This is a genomic window from Gordonia sp. B8661-1 (assembly GCF_059427765.1).
In genome coordinates, this window is record NZ_JCAHRL010000001.1 from 155958 (window position 1) to 177258 (window position 21301).

The following is a 21301-nucleotide window of genomic DNA, read 5'->3' on the forward strand; positions in this document are numbered from 1 at the left end:
GACGGACACATGCAGGAACATCGCTACGACGTACTGATCGTCGGCGCAGGCGGCGCCGGTATGCGCGCCGCAATCGAGGCCGCACCGCGCGCCCGGACCGCGGTCCTGACCAAGCTCTATCCCACGCGCAGCCACACCGGCGCGGCTCAGGGCGGCATGTGCGCCGCCCTCGCCAACGTCGAGGAGGACAACTGGGAGTGGCACACCTTCGACACCGTCAAGGGCGGCGACTATCTCGCCGACCAGGACGCCGTCGAGATCATGGCCAAGGAGGCCATCGACGCGGTGCTCGACCTGGAGAAGATGGGTCTGCCGTTCAACCGCACGCCGGAGGGCAAGATCGACCAGCGTCGCTTCGGCGGCCACACCCGCGATCACGGCAAGAGCCCGGTCCGCCGCGCCTGCTATGCCGCCGACCGCACCGGCCACATGATCCTGCAGACGCTGTACCAGAACTGCGTCAAGCACGACGTCGAGTTCTTCAACGAGTTCTACGCGCTCGACCTGTGCCTGAGTCAGAACGACAAGGGTGAGCCGGTCGCCACCGGCATCGTCGCCTACGAGCTGGCCACCGGCGAGATCCACGTCTTCCACGCCAAGTCGATCATCTTCGCGACCGGCGGCTCGGGCCGTATGTACAAGACGACCTCCAACGCCCACACCCTGACCGGTGACGGCATGGGCATCGTGTTCCGCAAGGGACTTCCGTTGGAGGACATGGAGTTCCACCAGTTCCATCCGACCGGCCTGGCCGGTCTGGGCATCCTCATCTCCGAGGCGGTCCGCGGCGAGGGCGGCATTCTCCGCAACGCCGAGGGCGAACGCTTCATGGAGCGCTACGCCCCCACCATCAAGGACCTCGCGCCGCGTGACATCGTTGCCCGCTCGATGGTGCTCGAGGTGCTCGAGGGCCGCGGCGCCGGACCGAACAAGGATTACGTCTACATCGACGTGACCCACCTCGGCGAGGACGTGCTCAACGAGAAGCTGCCCGACATCACCGAGTTCGCCCGCACCTATCTGGGCGTCGACCCGGTGAAGGAATGGGTACCGGTGTACCCGACCTGCCACTACGTGATGGGCGGCATCCCGACCAACATCGAAGGCCAGGTCCTCTACAACAACGACCAGGTCGTCCAGGGACTGTACGCGGCAGGCGAATGCGCCTGCGTCTCCGTGCATGGCGCCAACCGCCTCGGCACCAACTCGCTGCTCGACATCAACGTGTTCGGCCGTCGCGCCGGCATCGCGGCCGCCGACTACGCCAACTCGGCCGAGTTCGTCGACCTGCCGGAGGCCCCGACCGAGATGGTCGACGAGTGGGTCGCCGAGATGCTCTCCGAGCACGGTCACGAGCGCGTGGCCGACATCCGCACCGAACTCCAGCAGACGATGGACGACAACGCATCGGTGTTCCGCACCGAGGAGACCCTCACCAAGGCGCTCGCCGACGTGCGGGCCCTCAAGGAGCGGTACTCCCACGTCCGCGTCCACGACAAGGGCAAGCGCTTCAACAGCGACCTGCTCGAGGCCATTGAACTCGGCTTCCTGCTGGAGATGGCCGAGGTCACCGTCGCCGGTGCCCTCAACCGCAAGGAATCGCGCGGCGGACACGCCCGCGAGGATTTCCCGGACCGTGACGACGCCAATTACATGAAGCACACCATGGCGTACAAGAAGGGTCCGGGCCTGATCGCCGATATCGAGCTGGACTACAAGCCCGTGGTGCAGACTCGCTACGAGCCGATGGAGCGTAAGTACTGATGACCGCAATCATGGAGAACTCACCCGCACCGTCGTCGGACGAGCCGCCGCTGCCCCCGGTACCGGACGAGGCCACCATGGTGACCTTGAAGATCTACCGGTTCAACCCGGAGGATCCGGACGCGCAGGGCTTCGAGAGCTTCCGCGTGCCGGCGCTGCCGACCGACCGACTGCTCAACCTGCTGCTGTACGTGAAGGGCTACCTCGACGGCACCCTGACATTCCGACGGAGCTGCGCGCACGGCGTGTGCGGCTCGGATGCCATGCGCATCAACGGTGTGAACCGTCTGGCGTGCAAGCTCCTCATGAAAGATCTGTTGCCCAAGGACAAGTCCAAGGAGATCACCATCACCATCGAGCCCATCAAGGGCCTGCCGGTGGAGAAGGATCTCGTGGTGGACATGGAGCCGTTCTTCGACGCGTACCGCGCGATCAAGCCGTTCCTCATCACCAGCGGCAACGAGCCGACCCGTGAGCGCATCCAGAGCCAGACCGACCGCGCCCGCTTCGACGACACCACCAAGTGCATCCTGTGTGCGTGCTGCACCACCAGCTGCCCGGTGTTCTGGAACGAGGGCTCGTACTTCGGTCCGGCCGCGATCGTGAACGCGCACCGCTTCATCTTCGACAGCCGCGACGAGGGCGCCGTGGAGCGTCTCGACATCCTCAACGACTCGGACGGCGTGTGGCGCTGCCGCACCACCTTCAACTGCACCGACGCCTGCCCCCGCGGCATCCAGGTCACGCAGGCCATCCAGGAAGTCAAGCGCGCGTTGATGTTCTCGCGCTGAACCGCAGATCTTTCTCTGCAGCCCAGAAGGAGCCCCGGCCGGACACGGCCGGGGCTTTTTCGTCGGCGAGGGGCGCAACGAGTCCGGGTGTCGATGTCCGCCTGCCTCGGATGCGTGCCGGCGGTCACGGTAACCTCCAAGAACCGAATCCTGAACGGGGGATGGATGAGCCGGCCGACGAACAGAACAGCCCGCGCGACTGCCGGCATCGTCCTCGCACTGGGCGTGATGGCCGCGCCGACGCTCGCGCCGCTGGCGCTCGCCGAACCGACCGTCGTGCCCACCCCGCCGATGACCACCCCGGCCACCGATCACTGTCCGCACCGCGTGCACACGCCGCCCGCGGTGGACACCTCCGAGATGGTCGCCCCCGGCGAGACCACTCCCACTCCCCTGCCGGTTCCCGACGAGCCCGTCGGCGGTGAACGGCTCGGCGGATGCGGCGTGGTCGCCGATCCCGCGCTCGGGCCGGTGCCGCCCCGGCTGACATCGTCGGGCTGGCTGATCGCCGACCTCGACAGCGGTCAGGTGATCGCGGCCAAGGATCCGCACGGCCGGTATCGTCCCGCATCCACCATCAAGGTCCTGCTGGCGCTCGTGGCGCTCGACGAACTGGATCTGTCCGAGGTCGTCGAGCCCACCCCCGAGGATTGGAGCGCCGAGGGCGATTCCTGCGGGATGGGACCCGGTGGTCACTACACCACCCGCGAACTGCTCACCGGCCTGATCGTGGTGTCCGGCAACGACTGTGCGCATGCTCTGGCCCGACAGCTCGGCGGCGTCGACGCGACCCTGGACAAGATGAACGCGAAGGCGAAGGCTCTCGGCGCCACCGACACGCGGGCGGCCACCCCGTCCGGACTCGACGCGGCGGGCATGTCGTCCTCGCCGTACGATCTGGCCCTCTTCTTCCGGACCGCCATGGACAACAGCACCTTTCGCGAGATGATCGGACTGCGCACGTTCCGGTTCCCCGGCTATCCGAAGCGCCCCGACGTGCCCGGCGACAAAGATCATCCCGCCTACCTGATGCAGACCTCGAATCACCTGCTCCTCGAACAGGATCCGGGGATGCTGGGCGGCAAGACCGGCTACACCGACGATGCGAAGAAAACCTTCGTGGGCGCGGCCGAACGCGACGGCCGACGCATCCTCATCGTCCAGATGAACGGCCTCACACTGGAACACGACTCGTACTGGGATCAGGCCCGCTCGATGTTCGACTACGGATTCCGGTCTCCGGCCACCACGTCCGTCGGCACCCTCGTCGTCGCCGGGCACGACTCCACGACAACGGCGACCACCACACCCACGCCCCAGGCGCCGTCGCACACCTATGCCGCCGCCGACACCGACGAATCGACGCCGTGGTCGATCCGTCTGCTCATCGGGCTTGTCGCCGCCCTCGCCGCACTCCTTCTCCTGCTGACCGGGATGCGGCTGGCCGGCAAACGCTGAACCGCGAGTTCCCTAGCGCCGCTTCCGGAAACGGCCGATCAGCGACCCGAACAGCGCGCCGATGCCTGCGGCAGCCAGCAGCGACGACGGCTTGGCGGTCGGATTCGTCACGTAACTCGGACGCAGCACCACCGTCTCCGGCACGGGTGCGGGGTCGATCTCGTGGTCGGCGTTGATCGGGTCGGTGGCGCACCAGGCCGACGCGTACAAGATGATCCGCGACGCGAGGTAGGCGAACACCATCACACCGAGGATGGGACCGAAGGCCGCGCCCGCCGGGCCACTGAGCACCGACTGCAGGTAGATTCCACCGAGATTCTTGACCAGTTCGAAGATCAGCGCGGTGATCAACCCGGCCTTCAGGGCATTGCGGAATGGTATGGCGTTCAACGGAAGCCGCGACAGGACGAAGGTGAACAGCATCCAGGTGGCGCCGATGGACACGAGGATCGTCACAAGTTTGATGATGGGCTGCACCCACCCCTGGTCCTCGAGTCCCAGCCAGTCCACGATCCGGGGCAGCAGAGCACCGTTGCCGACGGCGGTGATGGCGAAGGTCCCCACGAACGCCAGGCCCAGCAGCACGAAGGTCAGCAGATCCCAGACCTTGGACATCACCGCGTTGCGTTCGACCCGGCCGCCCCACATCTCGGTCATCGCGACGCGGACGCCGCCGATCCAGCCGATGCCGGTGAACGCGGCACCGAGCAGACCGACCACACCCACGGTGGTGCGAGACGCGATCGCCGAATCGACCAGTTCCTCGACCTGGGTGCCCAATTCGCCCGGCATGGCCTCGACGATCGAATCCTTGATCTGATCGATCAGCTCCGGACGGCCGACCAGAACGAACGCGGCAATCGCGAACGCCACCATGACGATCGGGACGAGCGCCAGGATGCCGTTGAAGCTGATCGCGGCGGCGAAGACATTGCCGTTGCGGTCGTTGTAGCGTTCGATCGTCTTGACCAGATGGTCCACCGACGGCCTGCGTTCACGCAGCCGCGCAAAGGCTGCTTTTCCCCTGTCGATCAGCGATGGCGACGAGTCGGCCTCGTCGGACGCGCTCACCTTGTTCCCGGCGCCCGTATTCGAGCTCATGCTCCCCCTGTCAGGTTTTACGCAGGTGCGACGAATCCCACTGTGTCATACACCTTCGCCAGGGTTGCCGAAGCCACCTCCCGAGCGCGTGCCGCGCCGCGCGCCAGGATCGCGTCGAGGTGGTCGGGGTTGTCCATCAACTCGTCGACGCGGCTGCGCAGCGGCGTGACGAATTCGGTGAGCACGTCGGCGGTGTCCACCTTGAGCTGCCCGTAACCCTTGCCCTCGTAGCCGGCCACCAGTTCGTCGATCGGAGTGCCGCTCAGCGCCGACTGGATGGTGAGAAGGTTACTGACACCGGGCTTTTCCTCCCGGTCGAAACGAATCACGGTATCGGTGTCGGTGACCGCCGAGCGGATCTTCTTCGCCGACTTCTTCGGATCGTCGAGCAGGCTGATGAGGCCCTTGTCGGACTCCGCGGACTTGCTCATCTTGGCCGTCGGGTTCTGCAGGTCATAGATCTTCGCGAACTCCTTGACCACATAGGCCTGCGGCACGGTGAAGACCTTGTCGAAGCGAGAGTTGAAGCGCTGGGCCAGATCTCGCGTCAGCTCCAGATGCTGGCGCTGATCGTCGCCGACCGGGACCTGATCGACCTGGAAGGCCAGGATGTCGGCGGCCATCAGGATCGGATAGGTGAACAGCCCGACGCCCGCCGCCTCGGTGCCGTTCTTCGCGGTCTTGTCCTTGAACTGGGTCATCCGGCTCGCCTCGCCGAATCCGGTGATGCACGACAGCACCCAGGTCAGTTGCGCGATCTCCGGGATGTGCGACTGGACGTAGATCGTGGACCGATCCGGGTCGACCCCGTATGCGATCAACTGGGCCACGCTCAGCCGCGTCCGCTGCGCCAGCGTCGACGGGTCGAACTGCACCGTCAGCGCGTGCATGTCCGGGATGAAGTAGAAGGTGTCGAAGTCCTCCTGCAGCGCCACCCACTGCCGGATCGCCCCCAGATAGTTGCCGAGATGCATCGAATCACTGGTCGGCTGGACACCCGACAGCACGCGCTTGCGTGCCCCGGAGTCCGTCGCTGGGGCGTCTGCAGTCATGACCTCGATTCTCGCAGAATCACCGTGGCGCGCTGCGGCTAGGTGTAGACGACGCTCATGGGTGCGTGGTCGGACCAGCGCAGGTCGTACGCCGCCGCCCGATGCACCATGGCGGATTCCGCCCGGGCGGCCAGCGACTTGTTCGCGAGCTGATAGTCGATGCGCCAGCCGGAGTCGTTGTCGAAGGCCTTGCCGCGCCACGACCACCATGTGTACGGACCGTCGGCGTCGGGGGCGAGGTCACGCGCCACATCCGACCAGGCGCCGTTCAGTCGATCCCCCACCCAGGACCGTTCATGCGGCAGGAACCCGGGGCTCTTCTTGTTGCCCTTCCAGTTCTTGATGTCGGCCTCGGCATGGGCGATGTTCCAGTCACCGCCGACGACGACATGGCGGCGACGACGGGCGAGCTTGTCGAGATAGGCGCCGAACTCGTCGAGGAAGCGCACCTTTTCGTCGAATTTCAGGACGTCCTTCTCGGTGCCGCCCTCGATCGCCCCCTTCGGCAGATACAGGCTCGCGACGGTCAGTGGCCCCAATTCGGTGTCGAGGTCGACCTCGAGGTAGCGGCCGGTCTCGTCGAACTCCGCACTGCCGAAACCGGTTCGACTCTCCCCCAAGGGGATTCGACTCAGCACCCCGACCCCGGCGTGGCCCTTGACGACCGAGGGACTCACCGTCAGGTGCCAGCCGTCGTCCAGTGCGGGCGCGAGGGCATCGCGCGCCTGCTCCTCGTCGGCCCGCACCTCCTGCAGGAGAACGATGTCCGTTCCGGCGCCCGCCAGCCAGTCATGGAAGCCGCGATTCGCTTCGGACCGATGTTTGACCGCCGCTCGGACGCCGTTGACATTGACCGTGGTGATGGAGATGGACACGAGAGCCAAGGCTACGTCTCCCCACCGACAATGCCGCCGACGGACCGTCGGCGATGTGACACGCCCGACGGCCGCCCGGAAGAAAAGGTTAGGCAACCCTTGCGCCGAGCCGCGGTTTTATGTAACCCTTACCTAATCGCAGGATGAGGTGAGAGACATGTTCGTTTGCATCTGCCGGGCAGTGACCGAGGACGAGGTCCATGAGCACTGCACCGCCGGGGCCCGCACCGTGGACGCGGTCAGCGACCGCTGTGGCGCCGGCGAGGGATGCGGCACCTGCCTCGATCGTCTGCATGCGATCGTCAACGAGAGGAACGCCACCGCCACGACCGCGGCCTGACCAGGCCGCATAGCCGAACATCACCCCTGGCGCCGAGTCGGCGCGCAGGGTTATTTGTCGTGTTAACGTTCAAGCACACGGTGAATGGAGGCTTGGCATGCGCGGCAACGACGAGGTGATCGCTCTCCTCAACGAACAGCTCACCAGTGAGCTGACGGCAATCAATCAGTACTTCCTGCACTCGAAGATGCAGGCGAATTGGGGTCTGACGGAGATCGCCGCCAAGACCCGCGAGGAATCCATCGAGGAGATGACCCACGCCGAGATCCTCTCGGACCGCATCCTCTTCCTGGAGGCCCTCCCCAACTTCCAGAAGATCCTGCCGCTGCGCATCGGCCAGACCCTGCGCGAGCAGTTCGAGTCCGACCTCGCGATCGAGGTCGAGGTCGTCGAGCGCCTGCGCCCCGGGATCATCATGTGCCGCGGCAAAGGTGACGCGACCAGTGCCAGCATCCTCGAGGAGATCCTCAAGGACGAGGAGCACCACATCGATTATCTCGAGACCCAGCTCGAGCTGATGGACCGCCTCGGCGAGCAGTTGTACCTGGCCAAGACGGTCGCCACCCCGCCGACGGTGGGCTGACACCCACTCGCCCGACCACAACGCGCCCCGCAATCCTGCGGGGCGCGTTTTTCGTCGTCACGTGCCGCACCGAAGGCACACGAACCCCGAGCGCCCCCTTGACCCGGAGACAACCCGGCCCCTAAATTCATCAGCAGATGAATTCAACGCCCGATGAAATACCGGCGAGGAGCACGGAACATGAGCACACCCCTGGCACCGGCAGCCATACGATGCGAGTCCGTGACGGTCCGGCGCGGAGGTGCCGTCGCCGTCGATGACGTCTCCATCGCCATCGACGAGGGCGCCATCACCGGCCTGCTCGGTCCGTCCGGCTGCGGCAAGACCACGCTGATGCGATCGATCGTCGGCACCCAGAGCAATGTCGAGGGCCGCATCGAGGTATTGGGACATCCGGCCGGTTCACCCGCACTCCGCCGGGAGATCGGATACGTCACCCAGTCGGCGTCGATCTACAGCGACCTCAGCGTGCGCCGGAACGTCCGCTACTTCGCCGACCTGTTCGACGCCCGCGACGAGGTCGAGCAGGCCATCGACACCGTCGGGCTCACCGAATACGCCGATCGCCCCGCCGACGAACTCTCCGGCGGCCAGGTCAATCGGGTGTCCATCGCCTGCGCTCTGGTGACGCGGCCACGACTGCTGATCCTCGACGAGCCCACGGTGGGGCTCGATCCGGTGCTGCGCGCCGATCTCTGGTCCCGCTTCCGCACGCTCGCGGATTCCGGTGTCACACTGCTGATCTCGAGCCACGTGATGGATGAGGCCGATCACTGCGACACCCTGGTCCTGATGCGCGACGGCCGGCTCGTCGACGAACTCACGCCGAATGACCTTCGCGAGCGCACCGGCCGCGACAACCTCGAGGACGCCTTCCTCGAGCTGATCACCGGAGGCACCCGATGAGCACCACGTCCGCCGCTCCCCTGCACCCGCGGATTCTGGGCGCCACCTGCGTTCGGGTGCTGCGGCAGCTCCGGTCCGACCCACGCACCGTCGTCATGGTCCTGACCATCCCGATCCTCCTGCTGACGCTGCTGTACTTCATGTTCTCCGAACAACCGGCGCGACCCGACGGCACCTCGACATTCGACTCGGTCGGCGTCGCCATGCTCGGCATCCTCCCCTTCGCCACCATGTTCCTCATCACGTCGATCGCCATGCTCCGCGAACGACGGTCCGGCACGCTCGAACGCCTGCTCACCACCCCGATCAGCAAATTCGATCTGCTCGGTGGTTATGGACTCGCCTTCTCGGCGGTCGCGATGGTCCAGGCCGTCCTGGCGTCAGGGGTCGCATTCTGGTTGCTGGACATGATGATCCGGGGGTCTGTCGGCTGGGTGATGCTCTTCGCCATGGTGAACGCCATGCTCGGCGTCGGCCTCGGACTGCTGTGCAGCGCCTTCGCGAACACCGAGTTCCAGGCGGTCCAGTTCATGCCGATCATCGTGATCCCGCAGCTGTTCCTGTGCGGACTGTTCGTTCCGCGAAATCAGTTGCCCGACTGGATGGATGGACTGTCGCGCGTCATGCCGCTGACCTACGCCGTGCAGGGACTGCAGGAGGTGGCCACGCACGAGGGCGTCACCGGCCTGATGTGGCGGGACCTGGCCGTCGTCGTCGCCTGCACGGTCGCGGCCATCGCACTGGCCGCTGCTACGCTGCGACGACGAACCGCGTGAGGAGGAAGGACGGCGCACCATGGCCGCGACACGCCGCAGCGGTCGCCGCCCGGGAGGCGGCGACACCCGTGCGGAGATACTCAACTCGGCCCGGGAACTCTTCGCGCGCAACGGCTTCGAGACGACCACGATCCGCGCCGTGGCCGCGGCCGCGGGCGTCGACGCCGCTCTCGTCCATCACTACTTCGGTACCAAGCGCGAACTGCTGCTGGCCGCGATCGCCATCCCCGTCGATCCGGACGAGGTCCTGACCCCGGTACTGGCGGAGACCTCCGACGACGCCCTCGGCACCGCACTCGCCCGCGCGGTGTTCACCGTCTGGGACGGCGACGCACGAACCGCGGGCGTCGCGCTGATCAAGGCGAACATCACCGCGCCCGAGCCCGAACTCCTGCGGTCGTTCCTCGCCGAATTCATCCTGCGGGCCATCGGTGGCCGCGTCGACTCACCGGCCGGCAGCGCACACCTGCGCGCGAGCCTGGTCGCGAGTCAGATCTTCGGGGTACTCAGCATGCGGCACATCCTGCGTCTCGATCCCATCGCCTCGATGACCGTCGACGAACTCGTCGCACACGTGGGACCGGTACTGCAGCACTACCTCACCGGCGACCTGCCCGACACCTACTGAGCACCAACGCAGTCCGCCCGCCGTGACGGGTCACGGCGGGCGGACTGGCGAGCTGTTGATCAGCCGGCGGTCACTTCAGTGCGGCCTGCAGGTTCTCGTCGAGGGTGCCGAGGAATTCCTCGGTGGTCTGGTACGGCTGGTCGCCGCCGACGAGGAGCGCCAGGTCCTTGGTCATCTTGCCGCTCTCCACGGTGTTGATGACGACGTCCTCGAGCTTCTGCGCGAATTCCCGGACCTCGGGGGTGTTGTCGAGCTTGCCGCGATGATCGAGGCCACGGGTCCACGCGAAGATCGACGCGATCGGGTTGGTCGACGTCGGCTTGCCCTGCTGGTGCTGGCGGTAGTGGCGGGTCACCGTGCCGTGCGCGGCCTCGGCCTCGCAGGTCTTGCCGTCCGGGGTGAGCAGCACGGAGGTCATCAGACCCAGCGAGCCGTAGCCCTGGGCGACCGTGTCGGACTGCACGTCACCGTCGTAGTTCTTGCACGCCCACACGTAACCGCCCTCCCACTTCAGCGAGGAGGCCACCATGTCGTCGATCAGGCGGTGCTCGTAATGCAGTCCGGCAGCATCGAATTCGGCCTTGAACTCACGATCGAAGACGTCCTGGAAGATGTCCTTGAACGCACCGTCGTAGGCCTTGAGGATGGTGTTCTTGGTGGACAGGTACACAGGGTAGTTGCGCTGCAGACCGTAGTTGAAGGATGCGCGCGCGAAGTCCTCGATGGACTTGTTGAAGTTGTACATACCCATCACGACGCCGCCCTCGTCCGGGATCTGCACGATCTCGTGTTCGATGGGCTCGGAGCCGTCGGCCGGGGTGTAGGTGATGGTGACGGTGCCCGCGGCGGGCACCTTGAAGTCGGTGGCGCGGTACTGGTCGCCGAAGGCGTGACGGCCGATGACGACCGGCTTGGTCCAGCCCGGCACCAGACGCGGGACATTGGAGATGATGATCGGCGAACGGAAGATGGTGCCGCCGAGGATGTTGCGGATGGTGCCGTTGGGCGACCGCCACATCTTCTTCAGGCCGAACTCCTCGACGCGCGCCTCGTCGGGCGTGATGGTCGCACACTTGACGCCGACGCCGTGCTTCTGGATGGCGTGGGCCGCATCGACCGTGACCTGGTCGTCGGTCTGATCGCGGTATTCGATCCCGAGGTCGTAGTAGTCCAGATTGACGTCGAGATACGGGTGAATCAGCTTGTCTTTGATGAACTGCCAGATGATTCGGGTCATCTCGTCGCCATCGAGCTCTACGACTGTTCCTTCGACCTTGATCTTGCCCATGTGGCTTTGCGTCCTCCTCGGCACGACGATCTCGCAGCCCCTGATGCTTGTGGCCGGGCTGCATTTCTCAACCTAGTACGGCAGTGGATCAGTGCGCTCGTCACGGTGTAAAAAGAACGCGCGTACTGTTAGAGACAAGCATACTCGGTGGGCGTGACCCGATGCGCACCGACGGCACAAGTGTGAAACTCGTCCCGTCGGCGCTGGCCCCTACTTTGCCCGGCCGAGGCGGCAGATGCGATCGTGCGATTCCACCGTCCCTCACGAGACACGCGAACGCTTCGGCGCCCAGGCGCGACGAATGCACGGAGATCATGGGGACATGTGACCGTTTTCCCGCCTCACCAGCGAGCCGAGATAGTTGCGCCCGGTCAGATCGAGACGGTTCCGGCGCGCGGCCACGCATGCTATATCCTTGACGCCAGGTCATGAGTATCAGCGCGAAGCCCCGGCTTGCTGATCGGCAACCCTCCAACCGCGGTGGGGTGCTCCGGGTGATGACCGGGTTGAGGAACGCAGCAGCGTTTCCCGGCAAGCGCGGGTCCGAAGGTCGGACCCCACCAGGGTCTTCATGAACCCTGCCGACCGTAGAAAGTGATCAGACCGTCATGTCCGACGACACCACCGATCCCACTGCCAACTGGAGCTTCGAGACCAAGCAGGTCCACGCGGGACAGACCGCCGATCCGGCGACCAACGCCCGTGCGCTGCCCGTCTACCAGACCACCTCGTACGTCTTCAACGACACGCAGCACGCCGCCAACCTGTTCGGCCTCGCCGAGCCGGGCAACATCTACACGCGGATCATGAATCCCACGCAGGACGCCGTCGAGCAGCGGATCGCCGCTCTCGAGGGTGGCGTCGCGGCACTTCTGGTCGCCTCCGGCCAGGCAGCCGAGACCTACGCGATCCTCAACATCGTGGAGAACGGAGGCCATGTCGTCTCCAGCCCGCGTCTCTACGGCGGCACGTTCAACCTGTTCCACTACACGCTGCCCAAGCTCGGCATCGAGGTCAGCTTCGTCGAGAACCCCGACGACCCCGAGTCGTGGCAGGCCGCCATCCAGGACAACACCCGCGCACTGTTCGGCGAGACGATCTCCAACCCCAACAACGAGATCCTCGACGTCCCGGCCATCGCCGAGGTCGCCCACCGCAACGGACTGCCGCTGATCGTGGACAACACGGTCGCCACGCCGTACCTGATCAACCCGCTCGCGCTGGGCGCCGACATCGTCGTGCACTCGGCGACGAAGTACATCGGCGGCCACGGCACCGCCATCGGCGGCGTGATCGTCGACGGCGGCACCTTCGACTGGCGCGGCCAGCGGGACGGCAAAGACCTGTTCCCCGGCTTCACCACCCCGGACCCGAGCTACCACGGCGCGGTCTTCGCCGACCTCGGCGCTCCGGCCTTCGCACTCAAGGCCCGCGTCCAGTGGCTGCGCGACACCGGCGCCGCGATCTCGCCGTTCAACGCCTTCCTGCTCGCACAGGGCCTGGAGACGTTGAGCCTGCGCATCGAACGGCATGTCGCCAACGCGCAGAAGGTCGCCGCCTACCTCGAGGGCCACGATCAGGTCGAATCCGTTTCCTACGCCGGTCTCGAATCGTCGCCGTGGTACGAACTCGGCCAGAAGCTGGCACCGAAGGGCCAGGGCGCGATCATCGGCTTCGAGATCGCGGGCGGCGTGGACGCGGGCAAGAAGTTCGTCGACGCGCTGGAACTGCACAGCCACGTCGCCAACATCGGTGATGTGCGTTCGCTGGTGATCCACCCGGCCTCCACCACACACAGCCAGCTGACGCCCGAGGAGCAGCTGGCCGCCGGCGTCACGCCGGGGCTGGTACGCCTGGCCGTCGGCATCGAAGGTATCGATGACATCCTGGCCGACCTGGACAAGGGGTTCGCGGCCGCCAAGTGAGCGCCCGAATCATGACGCAGAGTGGGTGAAAACGTGTCAGTGAGCATCGATCCGCAGTTGCAGACCTCCGGTCGGCCCGATTGGGAAACCATGCCCGACGGGGCGATGGCGGAGGCCCGGATCGGATCGGTCCCACTGGACAACGGCGGACGGATCGACGACGTCACCCTGGCGTTCCAGCGCTGGGGGACGTTGTCGCCCACCCGCGACAACGTGATCCTCACCCTGCATGCACTCACCGGCGACTCCCATGTGACCGGCCCCGCCGACGACGTCAATCCCACCCCCGGCTGGTGGGACGGCCTCATCGGACCGGGATGCGCGATCGACACCGACGAATGGTGCGTCATCTCCGCCAACGTGCTGGGCGGCTGTCGCGGTTCCACCGGGCCGTCGTCGCTGGATTCCACGGGGCGACACTGGGGTTCACGATTCCCGACCATCACCGTGCTCGATCAGGTGCGTGCCGAACGCGCCCTGATCGACACTCTCGGGATCACCGGGCTCGGCTCGGTCGTCGGCGGTTCGATGGGCGGGGCCCGTGCACTCGAGTGGTCCATCGAATATCCGGAACTCGTGCGCAGCGCGCTGGTCCTGGCCGTCGGAGCACGCGCGACGGCCGACCAGATCGGTACGCAGACCACGCAGATCGCCGCCATCACCGCCGACCCCGATTGGCAGGGCGGCGACTATCACGGCACCGGCCGACGGCCCACCGCGGGCATGGGCGTGGCGCGACGCATCGCCCACCTCACCTATCGCGGCGAGGTGGAACTCGACGACCGCTTCGCCAACCTGCCGCAGAAGGACGAGCACCCCATCGACGGCGGCCACTACGCCGTGGACAGCTACCTGCAGCATCAGGCGGACAAGCTGATCAGCCGCTTCGATCCGGGTAGCTACGTGGTGCTCAGCGACGTGCTCAACAACCACGACGTCGGCCGCGATCGCGGTGGCGTGGCCGCGGCACTCGGCGGCTGCCGGGTACCGACGATCGTCGGCGGCATCACGTCGGATCGCTTGTACCCCTTGCGTTTACAGGCCGAGCTGGCCGAGTTGCTCGGCAACTGCGTCGGCGGGCTGCAGGTGGTCGATTCCGGCAAGGGACACGACGGATTCCTGACCGAGTTCGATGCGGTGAGCGATCTTCTCAAGCGCACCGTGGAACTCGCGCGCTCCTGAGCCCGGCCGCACGAGCTCGCGGGTATCAGCCCTCGGATTTCGGCGCGGAAGGCGTCTCGACGCCGGGCACCGGTGCCGCCGGGGTCTCCCGGTCAGGCGCCGCACGGTTCGGGGTGTCCTGGGCCGGGGCCGCGCCGTCGGGGCGCCGACCGTCTGCGGTGTTCGGCGTCTGCCTGCCGGTCGGCTCCTGCTCACGCGCCACCGGCGGTTGCTGCACTCCCGGCCCCGGTGCAGGCGTCGGCCGTGCACGCGACCACGGAATCCTCGGCTCCACCTGCTCCGGATCGATACCGGGCGGCAGCAATTCCGGCGGTATCGTCGGCGTGCTGCCGCCCTGCCACGGCAGGGAGGGCAGCGGGAACGGCTCAAGTGTGCGCGTCGGCGGCTTGGCCGCCGACGGAGGCGTCGTCGGAACCAGAGTGGTTGTCGCCCAACCGGGTTCGGCACCTCCCCAACGCGGCGCGGGGGCGGGCACATCCGTGGTCGGCATCGGCTCGGTCGGCTCCACGGTGATCGAGGGGCTCTGCGCACGGGTCGGCGAAGCGCTGTCCTCGGTGGTCGACGTCGCCGTGTCCTCCGCGAAGGACGGCGCGGTGGACGGACCCGACGGCACCGGCGAGTTGTTACCGGCCAGCGACGAACTCACCGCGTAGATGGTCATCAGCGTTGCCGCGAGGATGGCACCCACGACCGCGATCGGCGTGGCGGACAACCACTCCCGATGACGATGCCCGCCGATGAAGGCCAGTTGCGAACTCGTCTCGGCGGTGGTCCGGTTGCGCGCCAGCACCGCCGCACCGCTCGGTGCGGCCAGTTCCGGATTCGGCGGCACAATGACCTCGACGTCGCTGTCCGGGTCCAGCATGCATTGCACGGCAGGAAGATTGGCCAGACCGCCGACGAGAACAACCGCGTCGACGGGCTTTCCGTTACGCTCCGCCTCGGAGAGATAGCGCGCCAACACTTTACGAGCTTCGCCGACCATCGGTGTGACCGCCGCCTCGACCGTGCCCGACGTCAGCGGGAGCTGACCCACACCATCGGCCACCAGGATCGATTCGGCGTCCGTCGACTTCCCGGAGGCGGACAGTTCCTCCTTGGCCGTGCGGCACGCGCTGAGCAGGGCGCGACGGCGCGAACGGGTGGCGATGCTGCTGGTGGGCATCGGCTCACCGTCCGGTCCGCCGTCGATCAGTTCGTCGACGATGGCCCGGTCGAGGGCACGCCCGCTGAGAACCCGGGACCGTTCATGTCCCGAGATCTGTCCCGCCGACGGACGCACGGTGTAGAGCGACATTCCGGAATCCCCGCAGTCGACCACGACCACCGAGTCGAACCGGTTGATCTGGCCGGTCACCGAGAGATATTCGACGACGGACTCGTCCTCGCCGACGAGATGGATCTGACGTTTGGGGCCTGCGCCGCGGGAACGAAGTTCCCGGCGCTGCGCGGGGGTGCGGGCGGCCACCCCGATGGGCCCGGGCCGCAAACCCGCCTCACGGGCGGCGGTGAGCATCAGATCGATACCGGAGTTCACCCGTCCGGCGGCGTCGTGGCCGTCGCTCTCGTCGACATCGATCACCCGGCTGTCGACCACGTGGCGTCCCACGTCATCACGAGTGAGCAGGACGTAGTGGATCATCCCGGTGCCCGCGGACACACCCAGGGATGTCACCGTACTGTCGTCCTGCTTCTCGTTGGCCATCGTGGAACTGATACCCGTTGCTCCCCCGGCTGAAGTCGCGTCGATCTTCGGCCTGTACTTTTCGGGCCACGCCTGGTGGCGGCTCGCGTCGTCAGGTGCCGGATTGCACCCGTCGATCACACGAAACGTCGACCCTTAGGTCACGCAATGGTATCTATTGTAATCAATCTGTGCCCAAAGGGTCGATTGACGTGGCAAGCCAGAGTATGAGAATCCCCACTGAGGCCATGGTGGCGACATCAAAGAATCTGCTTCTGACCTGCAGTAATCCGATCCTCGCGGAGGGAATGACGGCGCGGAACACGGCACCGATCAGCAGAGCTGATCCGAATACGAAGGCACCGCGGCGCCAGCGGGCGTAGAGCACCAGGATCGCGGCGATGAGAACTCCGAGCATGACCAGCAGGTACGGGATCTGCACGGCGTACTGGCGCATGCGGCGAACCTTGCGGAGCCTGTCCACCCGGTTCGGCCGCTCGGACACCGTGCTCACCCGGCCGATCCGGCTCCGGTGCGTGCGGCGAGCTGGGCCTCGGCCCGCTCCACGACGTTGACGAGCAGGAAGGCGCGGGTCAGGGGCCCGACGCCGCCCGGGTTGGGCGAGACATGACCCGCGACGTCCCAGACCCCCGGTGCGACATCGCCGGTGAGACCGTCGGCCGTGCGGCTGACACCGACATCGATGACGGCGGCACCGGGCTTGACCATGTCCTCGGTGATGAGATGCGGCACGCCGGCGGCGGCCACCACGATGTCGGCGCGCGCGACCTCGGCCGCGAGGTCACGGGTACCGGTGTGACACAGCGTGACGGTGGCGTTCTCGCTGCGGCGGGTCAGCAGGAGACCGATAGGGCGGCCGATGGTCACACCGCGTCCGATGACGGTGACGCGTGCGCCGTCGATCGGGATGTCGTAGCGGCGCAGCAGGTGGATCACGCCACGCGGTGTGCACGGCAGTGTGGACTCCTTGCCGAGGACGAGGCGGCCCAGGTTGATCGGATGCAGACCGTCGGCATCCTTCTCCGGGTCGATGCGCTCGAGCGCGGCGTTCTCGTCGAGATGCTTCGGCAGCGGCAACTGCACGATGTAACCGGTGCAGGCCGGGTCGGCGTTGAGTTCGTCGATGGCGGCGTTGAGTTCTTCGGTGGTGATGTCGGCGGGCAGATCCTTGCGGATGGATGCCACACCGATGCGTGCGCAGTCGGCGTGTTTGCCCTTCACATAGGACTGTGACCCCGGATCGTCGCCGACCAGGATGGTGCCGAGCCCCGGCGTGATGCCTGCCGCGCGGAGTTTCTCCACGCGTGTGCTCAGATCGGTGAAGATCTCGTCTCTGGTGACCTTGCCGTCCAGTCGAATCGCGCTCACGGAGAACCATTGTTCCATCCGTCGCTGCGCTAGCGTGGATCGACGTGGAGCCGATCGTTGCCGACGACATCCGTGCCGCCCGCGAACGCCTCGGCACAGCCCTGCGACGCACCCCGGTGCTGTCCGGAAGCGTCGAGACCGTCGACGGCCCGGTCGATGTCGTGTTCAAGCTCGAGTACACGCAGATCGGCGGATCCTTCAAAGCCCGGGGCAGCCTCAACGCCGTGCTTCGGGCCCGCGCCGACGGCCGGCTCGGCGACGCCGGCGTGCTGGTGGCCTCCGGTGGCAACGCCGCGATCGCGGCGGCCCATGCGGCCCGGATCGTCGGCACCCGGTGCACCGTGGTGGTGCCGGAGACCGCGCCCGCGGTGAAGGTCGAGGCGTTGCGCGCACTCGGGGCCGACGTGCACCTGATCGGCGACCGCTATCAGGCGGCGGCCGATGCGGCCCGGACGATGGCCGGGGAGACGGGTGCGGTTCTGCTGCACGCCTACGACCAGCCGGAGATCGTCGCCGGCGCGGGAACCCTCGGCGCGGAGCTCGCCGAACAGGTCGACGGACCGCTCACCACCGTCGTCTGCGTCGGTGGCGGCGGGCTGCTCGGCGGTCTCGCCGCCGCACTGCGTCCCGGCGATCATCTCGTCGGCGCCGAACCGATCGGGGCGTCGACCCTGCATCAGGCGCTCACGGCGGGGCAGCCCGTTCCGGTCGAACTCGACAGCATCGCCTCGGACTCCTTGGGTGCCACCCGCCTCGGCGACATCTGCTGGGCCACCATCGCCGGGCGCCCGGAGGTGTCGAGTGTGGTGGTCCCCGACGACGAGATCGTCGCCGCCCGCGCCGGCCTCTGGCGCGACTACCGCATCCTCGTCGAACACGGCACCGCCACCGCCCTCGCCGCCGTCCGCACCGGCCGGGCACGTCCGGCGGCCGGCACCACCCTGTGCGTCGTCCTCTGCGGCGCCAACACGTCCCTCGCTCTGTAGGTCGGGTTCGCGCTCACCCATTCCGTTCCCGCTCACCCGATCCAATAAGCGGGAACGGAATACGGTCGCAGGAGGGACGCGAGACCGCCGACCGGTGGGCTAGCGTCTGCGGACATGCGACCAACCCGAGGACCTGCACTCACCATCATCGTGAGCGGCATCGTCGGTGCCGTGGTGTTCGGATGCGTCACTTTCGTGGTCGGCTGGCTGCTGCTGTTTCCCGGCGATCCCTTTAGCGGGGAACCCACCAGCGGATTGACCCCGGAAGGCGAAGCGGTCGGCAGGCAATTCACCACCGTCGCCGCATTCATGCTCGCCGCACTCGCGGCACTGTTCGGCTTCCTTCTCGGCGGTCTCGCCGGGTGGCTCGGTCATCGTCGTAGCCGCAGACAATCACACCCTCACCATTGAAATTGAGGTCTTTCCTAAATACATGCTTGAGCCAGTCCAGACAACCCCTGGCACTCAGTCTCTAAAAGCTCAATCCACCTACCTACCGACAGTCTCTGACCTATCGTCTCAACAAGCATCAACGAGCGAAAGAGGACGAACCATGGGACTTGGCGATCAGGTTGCGGCGCTTGCTACGAAGATAAGAAGCAACCGCGCAAGCATCTTGACAGAGGAAGCAACGAAGAATGCCTTCATCATGCCGTTCATATCCAATGTCCTCGGTTATGACGTGTTCGACCCCACCGAAGTAGTTCCGGAGTTCATCGCCGACGTAGGCGTCAAGAAAGGAGAGAAAGTTGACTACGCAATTTTCAAAGACGACCATGTTCAAATATTGATCGAATGCAAATCGATTTCCGACACCCTCGATCTTCGCTACGCCTCTCAACTATATCGGTACTTCTCCGTAACGTCGGCCCGGATCGCAGTCCTGACAAACGGCCAAGTTTATCAAGTATATACAGACGGCGACATACCGAACAGGATGGACGAGAAGCCTTTTCTCGTATTCGACCTCCTGGATATCGACAGGAATTTACTGCCAGAGATCCAGAAATTGTCGAAAGAGTCTTTCGACCTAGACTCGGTAATCAACGCGGCACAGGAACTGAAATACATCGGCGGAATCCGCAGAATTATCTCGAACGAAGTGAAGGAACCCACCGATGATTGGGTACGGTACTTCGTGTCGCGAGTCTATGACGGCAAGGCCACGCAGCGAGTCGTTGACCAGTTCCGCCCACTCGTCAGCAAGGCTCTTGGACAGTACATCGGAGCCCAAGTGAACGATCGCTTGAAAACCGCACTCGGCGAAGACGCGCCAGCGAGCGAAACACAAGCCACTGTCGCACCGCCTATCCCCACCCCCTCCGAAGTTGAAGGCCCTTTGGAACAGGCCGATCGCGACATTATCACGACAGATGAAGAACTTGAAGGATACAACATCGTTCGAGCTATCGCCGTCTCTGACGTTTCCCCCGAACGTGTCGTTCACCGCGACAGTAAGGCATACTTTGCAATACTACTTGACAATAACAACAGGAAACCAATAATCCGGCTGCACCTGAATGGCCAGAAGGTGAAGTTCGTAACCACTTTCGAAAACGGAAAAGACGCTCCTGCACGACATGACATCGACTCCGTAGTCGATATTTATAAAGTGGCAGAGAAGATTCGCTCCACAATCAGGAATTACGATGCAGCAGTCAGCGGTTTTACTGACCCTGAAACCTCTGGAATGCCAGAGTAACGATGGGTGCCGCTCCCTTGTTCGTTTCGCCATTCACGGACACAACGCGCTGCCACCACCCGCGACCTCGCCTCGTTCCCGCGACTTCGGCTGAGGTCGCGGGAACCAGGCGACGTCGCAGGAGTTGGCGGGGCCGTGCCCGATAGAGTGGAACGACCATGTTCCGCATCATGTTCTATCAACCCTGCATCCCACCGAACACCGGCAATGCGATCCGGCTGGCGGCGAACACCGGGTGCGAGTTGCATCTGATCGAGCCGCTGGGTTTCGGCATGTCCGACACCCAGGTGAAGCGCGCGGGCCTCGACTACCACGAGATGGCAACGGTCACAGTGCATCCCGATCTGCAGACGGCGTGGGATGCGTTGCAGCCGTCTCGGGTGTTCGCCTTCACGGCACACGCGAACCGCTATCACACCGGCGTCGACTACCGGCCCGGCGACGTCCTGTTGTTCGGCCCGGAACCGACGGGCCTGCCCGACGAGGTGCTAAATCAGCCGCAGGTCACCGACAAGGTGCGGATCCCGATGCTGGCCGGCCGGCGGTCACACAATCTGGCGAACGCGGCGAGCATCGTCGTCTATGAGGCGTGGCGGCAGAACGGATTCGACGGCGCGGTGTAGCGCTCGACTCGGTGCAGCACTCAGTCGATGCGGAAGCGTTTGGTCCGCGAGGTCGCGCCGCCGACCAGGGTGACCCGACTCTTCGGCACCCCCAGATGTGTGGCGAGGAGTTCGGCGACGGCCTTGGTGGCTTTTCCCTCGGTGGCGGGTTCGCGGACGAAGATCGTGAGCGAGCCGTCGGCCCCGGTCTCCACCAGCGGCCCCTTACGACTGCCCGGTTTCACCGTGACGACGATCTGCTCCGACAT

The 21301-nt window shown here is 65.7% G+C and carries 22 protein-coding genes and 1 riboswitch; of the genes, 14 read left to right on the top strand and 8 right to left on the bottom strand.

Translation table 11 applies throughout. The annotated features are described in order from the left end of the window. Positions 1 to 9 precede the first annotated feature (9 nt). The 3 genes from sdhA (at position 10) to AC4JJG_RS00740 (ending at position 4013) form a co-directional block, all read left to right on the top strand. Positions 10 to 1764 carry a succinate dehydrogenase flavoprotein subunit gene (gene sdhA / locus AC4JJG_RS00730; protein WP_495399425.1) on the top strand — a complete coding sequence of 585 codons (1755 nt, stop codon included), beginning with the start codon at positions 10 to 12 and terminating at the stop codon, positions 1762 to 1764. Next, complete coding sequence (locus tag AC4JJG_RS00735; protein ID WP_495399424.1) at positions 1764 to 2555, top strand: succinate dehydrogenase iron-sulfur subunit; 792 nt, start codon at positions 1764 to 1766, stop codon at positions 2553 to 2555. Before sdhA ends, AC4JJG_RS00735 begins: the two co-directional genes overlap by 1 nt. A gap of 228 nt (positions 2556 to 2783) precedes the next feature. Further along, positions 2784 to 4013 carry a D-alanyl-D-alanine carboxypeptidase family protein gene (locus AC4JJG_RS00740; RefSeq protein WP_495399645.1) on the top strand — a complete coding sequence of 410 codons (1230 nt, stop codon included), beginning with the start codon at positions 2784 to 2786 and terminating at the stop codon, positions 4011 to 4013. 12 nt (positions 4014 to 4025) lie between these two features. Here AC4JJG_RS00740 and AC4JJG_RS00745 read toward each other — a convergent pair whose 3' ends face one another. The 3 genes from AC4JJG_RS00745 to AC4JJG_RS00755 are packed head-to-tail and all read right to left on the bottom strand — an operon-like array spanning position 4026 to position 7041. Continuing rightward, on the bottom strand, positions 4026 to 5114 hold the full coding sequence (locus AC4JJG_RS00745) for a YhjD/YihY/BrkB family envelope integrity protein (protein WP_495399423.1): 1089 nt from the start codon (positions 5112 to 5114) through the stop codon (positions 4026 to 4028). 17 nt (positions 5115 to 5131) lie between these two features. After that, positions 5132 to 6166: a tryptophan--tRNA ligase gene (gene trpS, locus AC4JJG_RS00750; RefSeq protein WP_495399422.1), complete on the bottom strand. Its 1035-nt coding sequence runs from the start codon at positions 6164 to 6166 to the stop codon at positions 5132 to 5134. 38 nt (positions 6167 to 6204) lie between these two features. Then, positions 6205 to 7041 carry an exodeoxyribonuclease III gene (locus AC4JJG_RS00755; protein ID WP_495399421.1) on the bottom strand — a complete coding sequence of 279 codons (837 nt, stop codon included), beginning with the start codon at positions 7039 to 7041 and terminating at the stop codon, positions 6205 to 6207. 157 nt (positions 7042 to 7198) lie between these two features. Between AC4JJG_RS00755 and AC4JJG_RS00760 the strand changes: the two genes are divergently transcribed. From AC4JJG_RS00760 to AC4JJG_RS00780, 5 genes are all read left to right on the top strand, one after another. Beyond that, the gene (locus AC4JJG_RS00760) at positions 7199 to 7381 is read left to right on the top strand and encodes a (2Fe-2S)-binding protein (RefSeq protein WP_495399420.1); all 183 of its coding nucleotides are present in this window, start codon (positions 7199 to 7201) and stop codon (positions 7379 to 7381) included. A 97-nt stretch (positions 7382 to 7478) separates the two neighbouring features. Beyond that, positions 7479 to 7964: a bacterioferritin gene (gene bfr / locus AC4JJG_RS00765; RefSeq protein WP_495399419.1), complete on the top strand. Its 486-nt coding sequence runs from the start codon at positions 7479 to 7481 to the stop codon at positions 7962 to 7964. A 180-nt stretch (positions 7965 to 8144) separates the two neighbouring features. After that, entirely contained in the window at positions 8145 to 8870 is a 726-nt protein-coding gene (locus AC4JJG_RS00770) for an ABC transporter ATP-binding protein (RefSeq protein WP_495399418.1), read from the top strand. After that, positions 8867 to 9646, top strand: coding sequence for an ABC transporter permease (locus tag AC4JJG_RS00775; protein ID WP_495399417.1), 780 nt, complete (start codon positions 8867 to 8869; stop codon positions 9644 to 9646). The genes AC4JJG_RS00770 and AC4JJG_RS00775 overlap by 4 nt, the downstream gene beginning before the upstream one ends. Before the next feature lie 19 nt (positions 9647 to 9665). Beyond that, positions 9666 to 10274 carry a TetR/AcrR family transcriptional regulator gene (locus AC4JJG_RS00780; protein ID WP_495399416.1) on the top strand — a complete coding sequence of 203 codons (609 nt, stop codon included), beginning with the start codon at positions 9666 to 9668 and terminating at the stop codon, positions 10272 to 10274. 70 nt (positions 10275 to 10344) lie between these two features. Here AC4JJG_RS00780 and AC4JJG_RS00785 read toward each other — a convergent pair whose 3' ends face one another. Then, positions 10345 to 11562 carry an NADP-dependent isocitrate dehydrogenase gene (locus tag AC4JJG_RS00785; protein ID WP_495399415.1) on the bottom strand — a complete coding sequence of 406 codons (1218 nt, stop codon included), beginning with the start codon at positions 11560 to 11562 and terminating at the stop codon, positions 10345 to 10347. 424 nt (positions 11563 to 11986) lie between these two features. Further along, positions 11987 to 12106: riboswitch (SAM riboswitch) on the top strand. Between the two features lie 64 nt (positions 12107 to 12170). Between AC4JJG_RS00785 and AC4JJG_RS00790 the strand changes: the two genes are divergently transcribed. Both AC4JJG_RS00790 and metX read left to right on the top strand, forming a co-directional pair. Continuing rightward, positions 12171 to 13487 carry a bifunctional o-acetylhomoserine/o-acetylserine sulfhydrylase gene (locus AC4JJG_RS00790; RefSeq protein WP_495399414.1) on the top strand — a complete coding sequence of 439 codons (1317 nt, stop codon included), beginning with the start codon at positions 12171 to 12173 and terminating at the stop codon, positions 13485 to 13487. Positions 13488 to 13520: 33 nt separating this feature from the next. Beyond that, positions 13521 to 14669, top strand: coding sequence for a homoserine O-acetyltransferase MetX (gene metX, locus AC4JJG_RS00795; protein WP_495399413.1), 1149 nt, complete (start codon positions 13521 to 13523; stop codon positions 14667 to 14669). Between the two features lie 25 nt (positions 14670 to 14694). Here metX and AC4JJG_RS00800 read toward each other — a convergent pair whose 3' ends face one another. The 3 genes from AC4JJG_RS00800 to AC4JJG_RS00810 all read right to left on the bottom strand — a co-directional run bounded on the left by AC4JJG_RS00800 (position 14695) and on the right by AC4JJG_RS00810 (position 17742). After that, positions 14695 to 16374 carry an Hsp70 family protein gene (locus AC4JJG_RS00800; RefSeq protein ID WP_495399412.1) on the bottom strand — a complete coding sequence of 560 codons (1680 nt, stop codon included), beginning with the start codon at positions 16372 to 16374 and terminating at the stop codon, positions 14695 to 14697. A gap of 163 nt (positions 16375 to 16537) precedes the next feature. Beyond that, on the bottom strand, positions 16538 to 16810 hold the full coding sequence (locus AC4JJG_RS00805; protein WP_495399644.1) for a DUF3017 domain-containing protein: 273 nt from the start codon (positions 16808 to 16810) through the stop codon (positions 16538 to 16540). Positions 16811 to 16863: 53 nt separating this feature from the next. Continuing rightward, a complete protein-coding gene (locus AC4JJG_RS00810) occupies positions 16864 to 17742 on the bottom strand; it encodes a bifunctional methylenetetrahydrofolate dehydrogenase/methenyltetrahydrofolate cyclohydrolase (RefSeq protein ID WP_495399411.1) in 879 nt (292 codons plus the stop codon). Between the two features lie 53 nt (positions 17743 to 17795). Here AC4JJG_RS00810 and AC4JJG_RS00815 point away from each other — a divergent pair, with 53 nt between their 5' ends. The 4 genes from AC4JJG_RS00815 (at position 17796) to AC4JJG_RS00830 (ending at position 21053) form a co-directional block, all read left to right on the top strand. Then, positions 17796 to 18728 carry a serine/threonine dehydratase gene (locus AC4JJG_RS00815; protein WP_495399643.1) on the top strand — a complete coding sequence of 311 codons (933 nt, stop codon included), beginning with the start codon at positions 17796 to 17798 and terminating at the stop codon, positions 18726 to 18728. 114 nt (positions 18729 to 18842) lie between these two features. Beyond that, positions 18843 to 19139, top strand: coding sequence for a hypothetical protein (locus AC4JJG_RS00820; protein WP_495399410.1), 297 nt, complete (start codon positions 18843 to 18845; stop codon positions 19137 to 19139). A gap of 142 nt (positions 19140 to 19281) precedes the next feature. Next, positions 19282 to 20430, top strand: coding sequence for a type I restriction enzyme HsdR N-terminal domain-containing protein (locus AC4JJG_RS00825; RefSeq protein WP_495399409.1), 1149 nt, complete (start codon positions 19282 to 19284; stop codon positions 20428 to 20430). A 158-nt stretch (positions 20431 to 20588) separates the two neighbouring features. Beyond that, the gene (locus AC4JJG_RS00830; protein WP_495399408.1) at positions 20589 to 21053 is read left to right on the top strand and encodes a tRNA (cytidine(34)-2'-O)-methyltransferase; all 465 of its coding nucleotides are present in this window, start codon (positions 20589 to 20591) and stop codon (positions 21051 to 21053) included. A 20-nt stretch (positions 21054 to 21073) separates the two neighbouring features. Here AC4JJG_RS00830 and AC4JJG_RS00835 read toward each other — a convergent pair whose 3' ends face one another. Continuing rightward, positions 21074 to 21301: a DUF167 domain-containing protein gene (locus AC4JJG_RS00835; protein ID WP_495399407.1), complete on the bottom strand. Its 228-nt coding sequence runs from the start codon at positions 21299 to 21301 to the stop codon at positions 21074 to 21076.

What these genes read in the sequence shown, in the direction of transcription:
- AC4JJG_RS00790 (WP_495399414.1), top strand. Translation starts at nt 12,171, where the DNA reads ATGTCCGACGACACCACCGATCCCACTGCCAACTGGAGCTTCGAGACC.
- AC4JJG_RS00830 (WP_495399408.1), top strand. Translation starts at nt 20,589, where the DNA reads ATGTTCCGCATCATGTTCTATCAACCCTGCATCCCACCGAACACCGGC.
- AC4JJG_RS00760 (WP_495399420.1), top strand. Translation starts at nt 7,199, where the DNA reads ATGTTCGTTTGCATCTGCCGGGCAGTGACCGAGGACGAGGTCCATGAG.
- bfr (WP_495399419.1), top strand. Translation starts at nt 7,479, where the DNA reads ATGCGCGGCAACGACGAGGTGATCGCTCTCCTCAACGAACAGCTCACC.
- AC4JJG_RS00770 (WP_495399418.1), top strand. Translation starts at nt 8,145, where the DNA reads ATGAGCACACCCCTGGCACCGGCAGCCATACGATGCGAGTCCGTGACG.
- AC4JJG_RS00735 (WP_495399424.1), top strand. Translation starts at nt 1,764, where the DNA reads ATGACCGCAATCATGGAGAACTCACCCGCACCGTCGTCGGACGAGCCG.
- sdhA (WP_495399425.1), top strand. Translation starts at nt 10, where the DNA reads ATGCAGGAACATCGCTACGACGTACTGATCGTCGGCGCAGGCGGCGCC.
- AC4JJG_RS00740 (WP_495399645.1), top strand. Translation starts at nt 2,784, where the DNA reads ATGGCCGCGCCGACGCTCGCGCCGCTGGCGCTCGCCGAACCGACCGTC.
- AC4JJG_RS00780 (WP_495399416.1), top strand. Translation starts at nt 9,666, where the DNA reads ATGGCCGCGACACGCCGCAGCGGTCGCCGCCCGGGAGGCGGCGACACC.
- AC4JJG_RS00835 (WP_495399407.1), bottom strand. Translation starts at nt 21,301, where the DNA reads ATGTCGGAGCAGATCGTCGTCACGGTGAAACCGGGCAGTCGTAAGGGG.
- trpS (WP_495399422.1), bottom strand. Translation starts at nt 6,166, where the DNA reads ATGACTGCAGACGCCCCAGCGACGGACTCCGGGGCACGCAAGCGCGTG.
- AC4JJG_RS00745 (WP_495399423.1), bottom strand. Translation starts at nt 5,114, where the DNA reads ATGAGCTCGAATACGGGCGCCGGGAACAAGGTGAGCGCGTCCGACGAG.
- AC4JJG_RS00800 (WP_495399412.1), bottom strand. Translation starts at nt 16,374, where the DNA reads ATGGCCAACGAGAAGCAGGACGACAGTACGGTGACATCCCTGGGTGTG.
- AC4JJG_RS00805 (WP_495399644.1), bottom strand. Translation starts at nt 16,810, where the DNA reads ATGCGCCAGTACGCCGTGCAGATCCCGTACCTGCTGGTCATGCTCGGA.
- AC4JJG_RS00820 (WP_495399410.1), top strand. Translation starts at nt 18,843, where the DNA reads ATGCGACCAACCCGAGGACCTGCACTCACCATCATCGTGAGCGGCATC.
- AC4JJG_RS00785 (WP_495399415.1), bottom strand. Translation starts at nt 11,562, where the DNA reads ATGGGCAAGATCAAGGTCGAAGGAACAGTCGTAGAGCTCGATGGCGAC.
- AC4JJG_RS00825 (WP_495399409.1), top strand. Translation starts at nt 19,282, where the DNA reads ATGGGACTTGGCGATCAGGTTGCGGCGCTTGCTACGAAGATAAGAAGC.
- AC4JJG_RS00775 (WP_495399417.1), top strand. Translation starts at nt 8,867, where the DNA reads ATGAGCACCACGTCCGCCGCTCCCCTGCACCCGCGGATTCTGGGCGCC.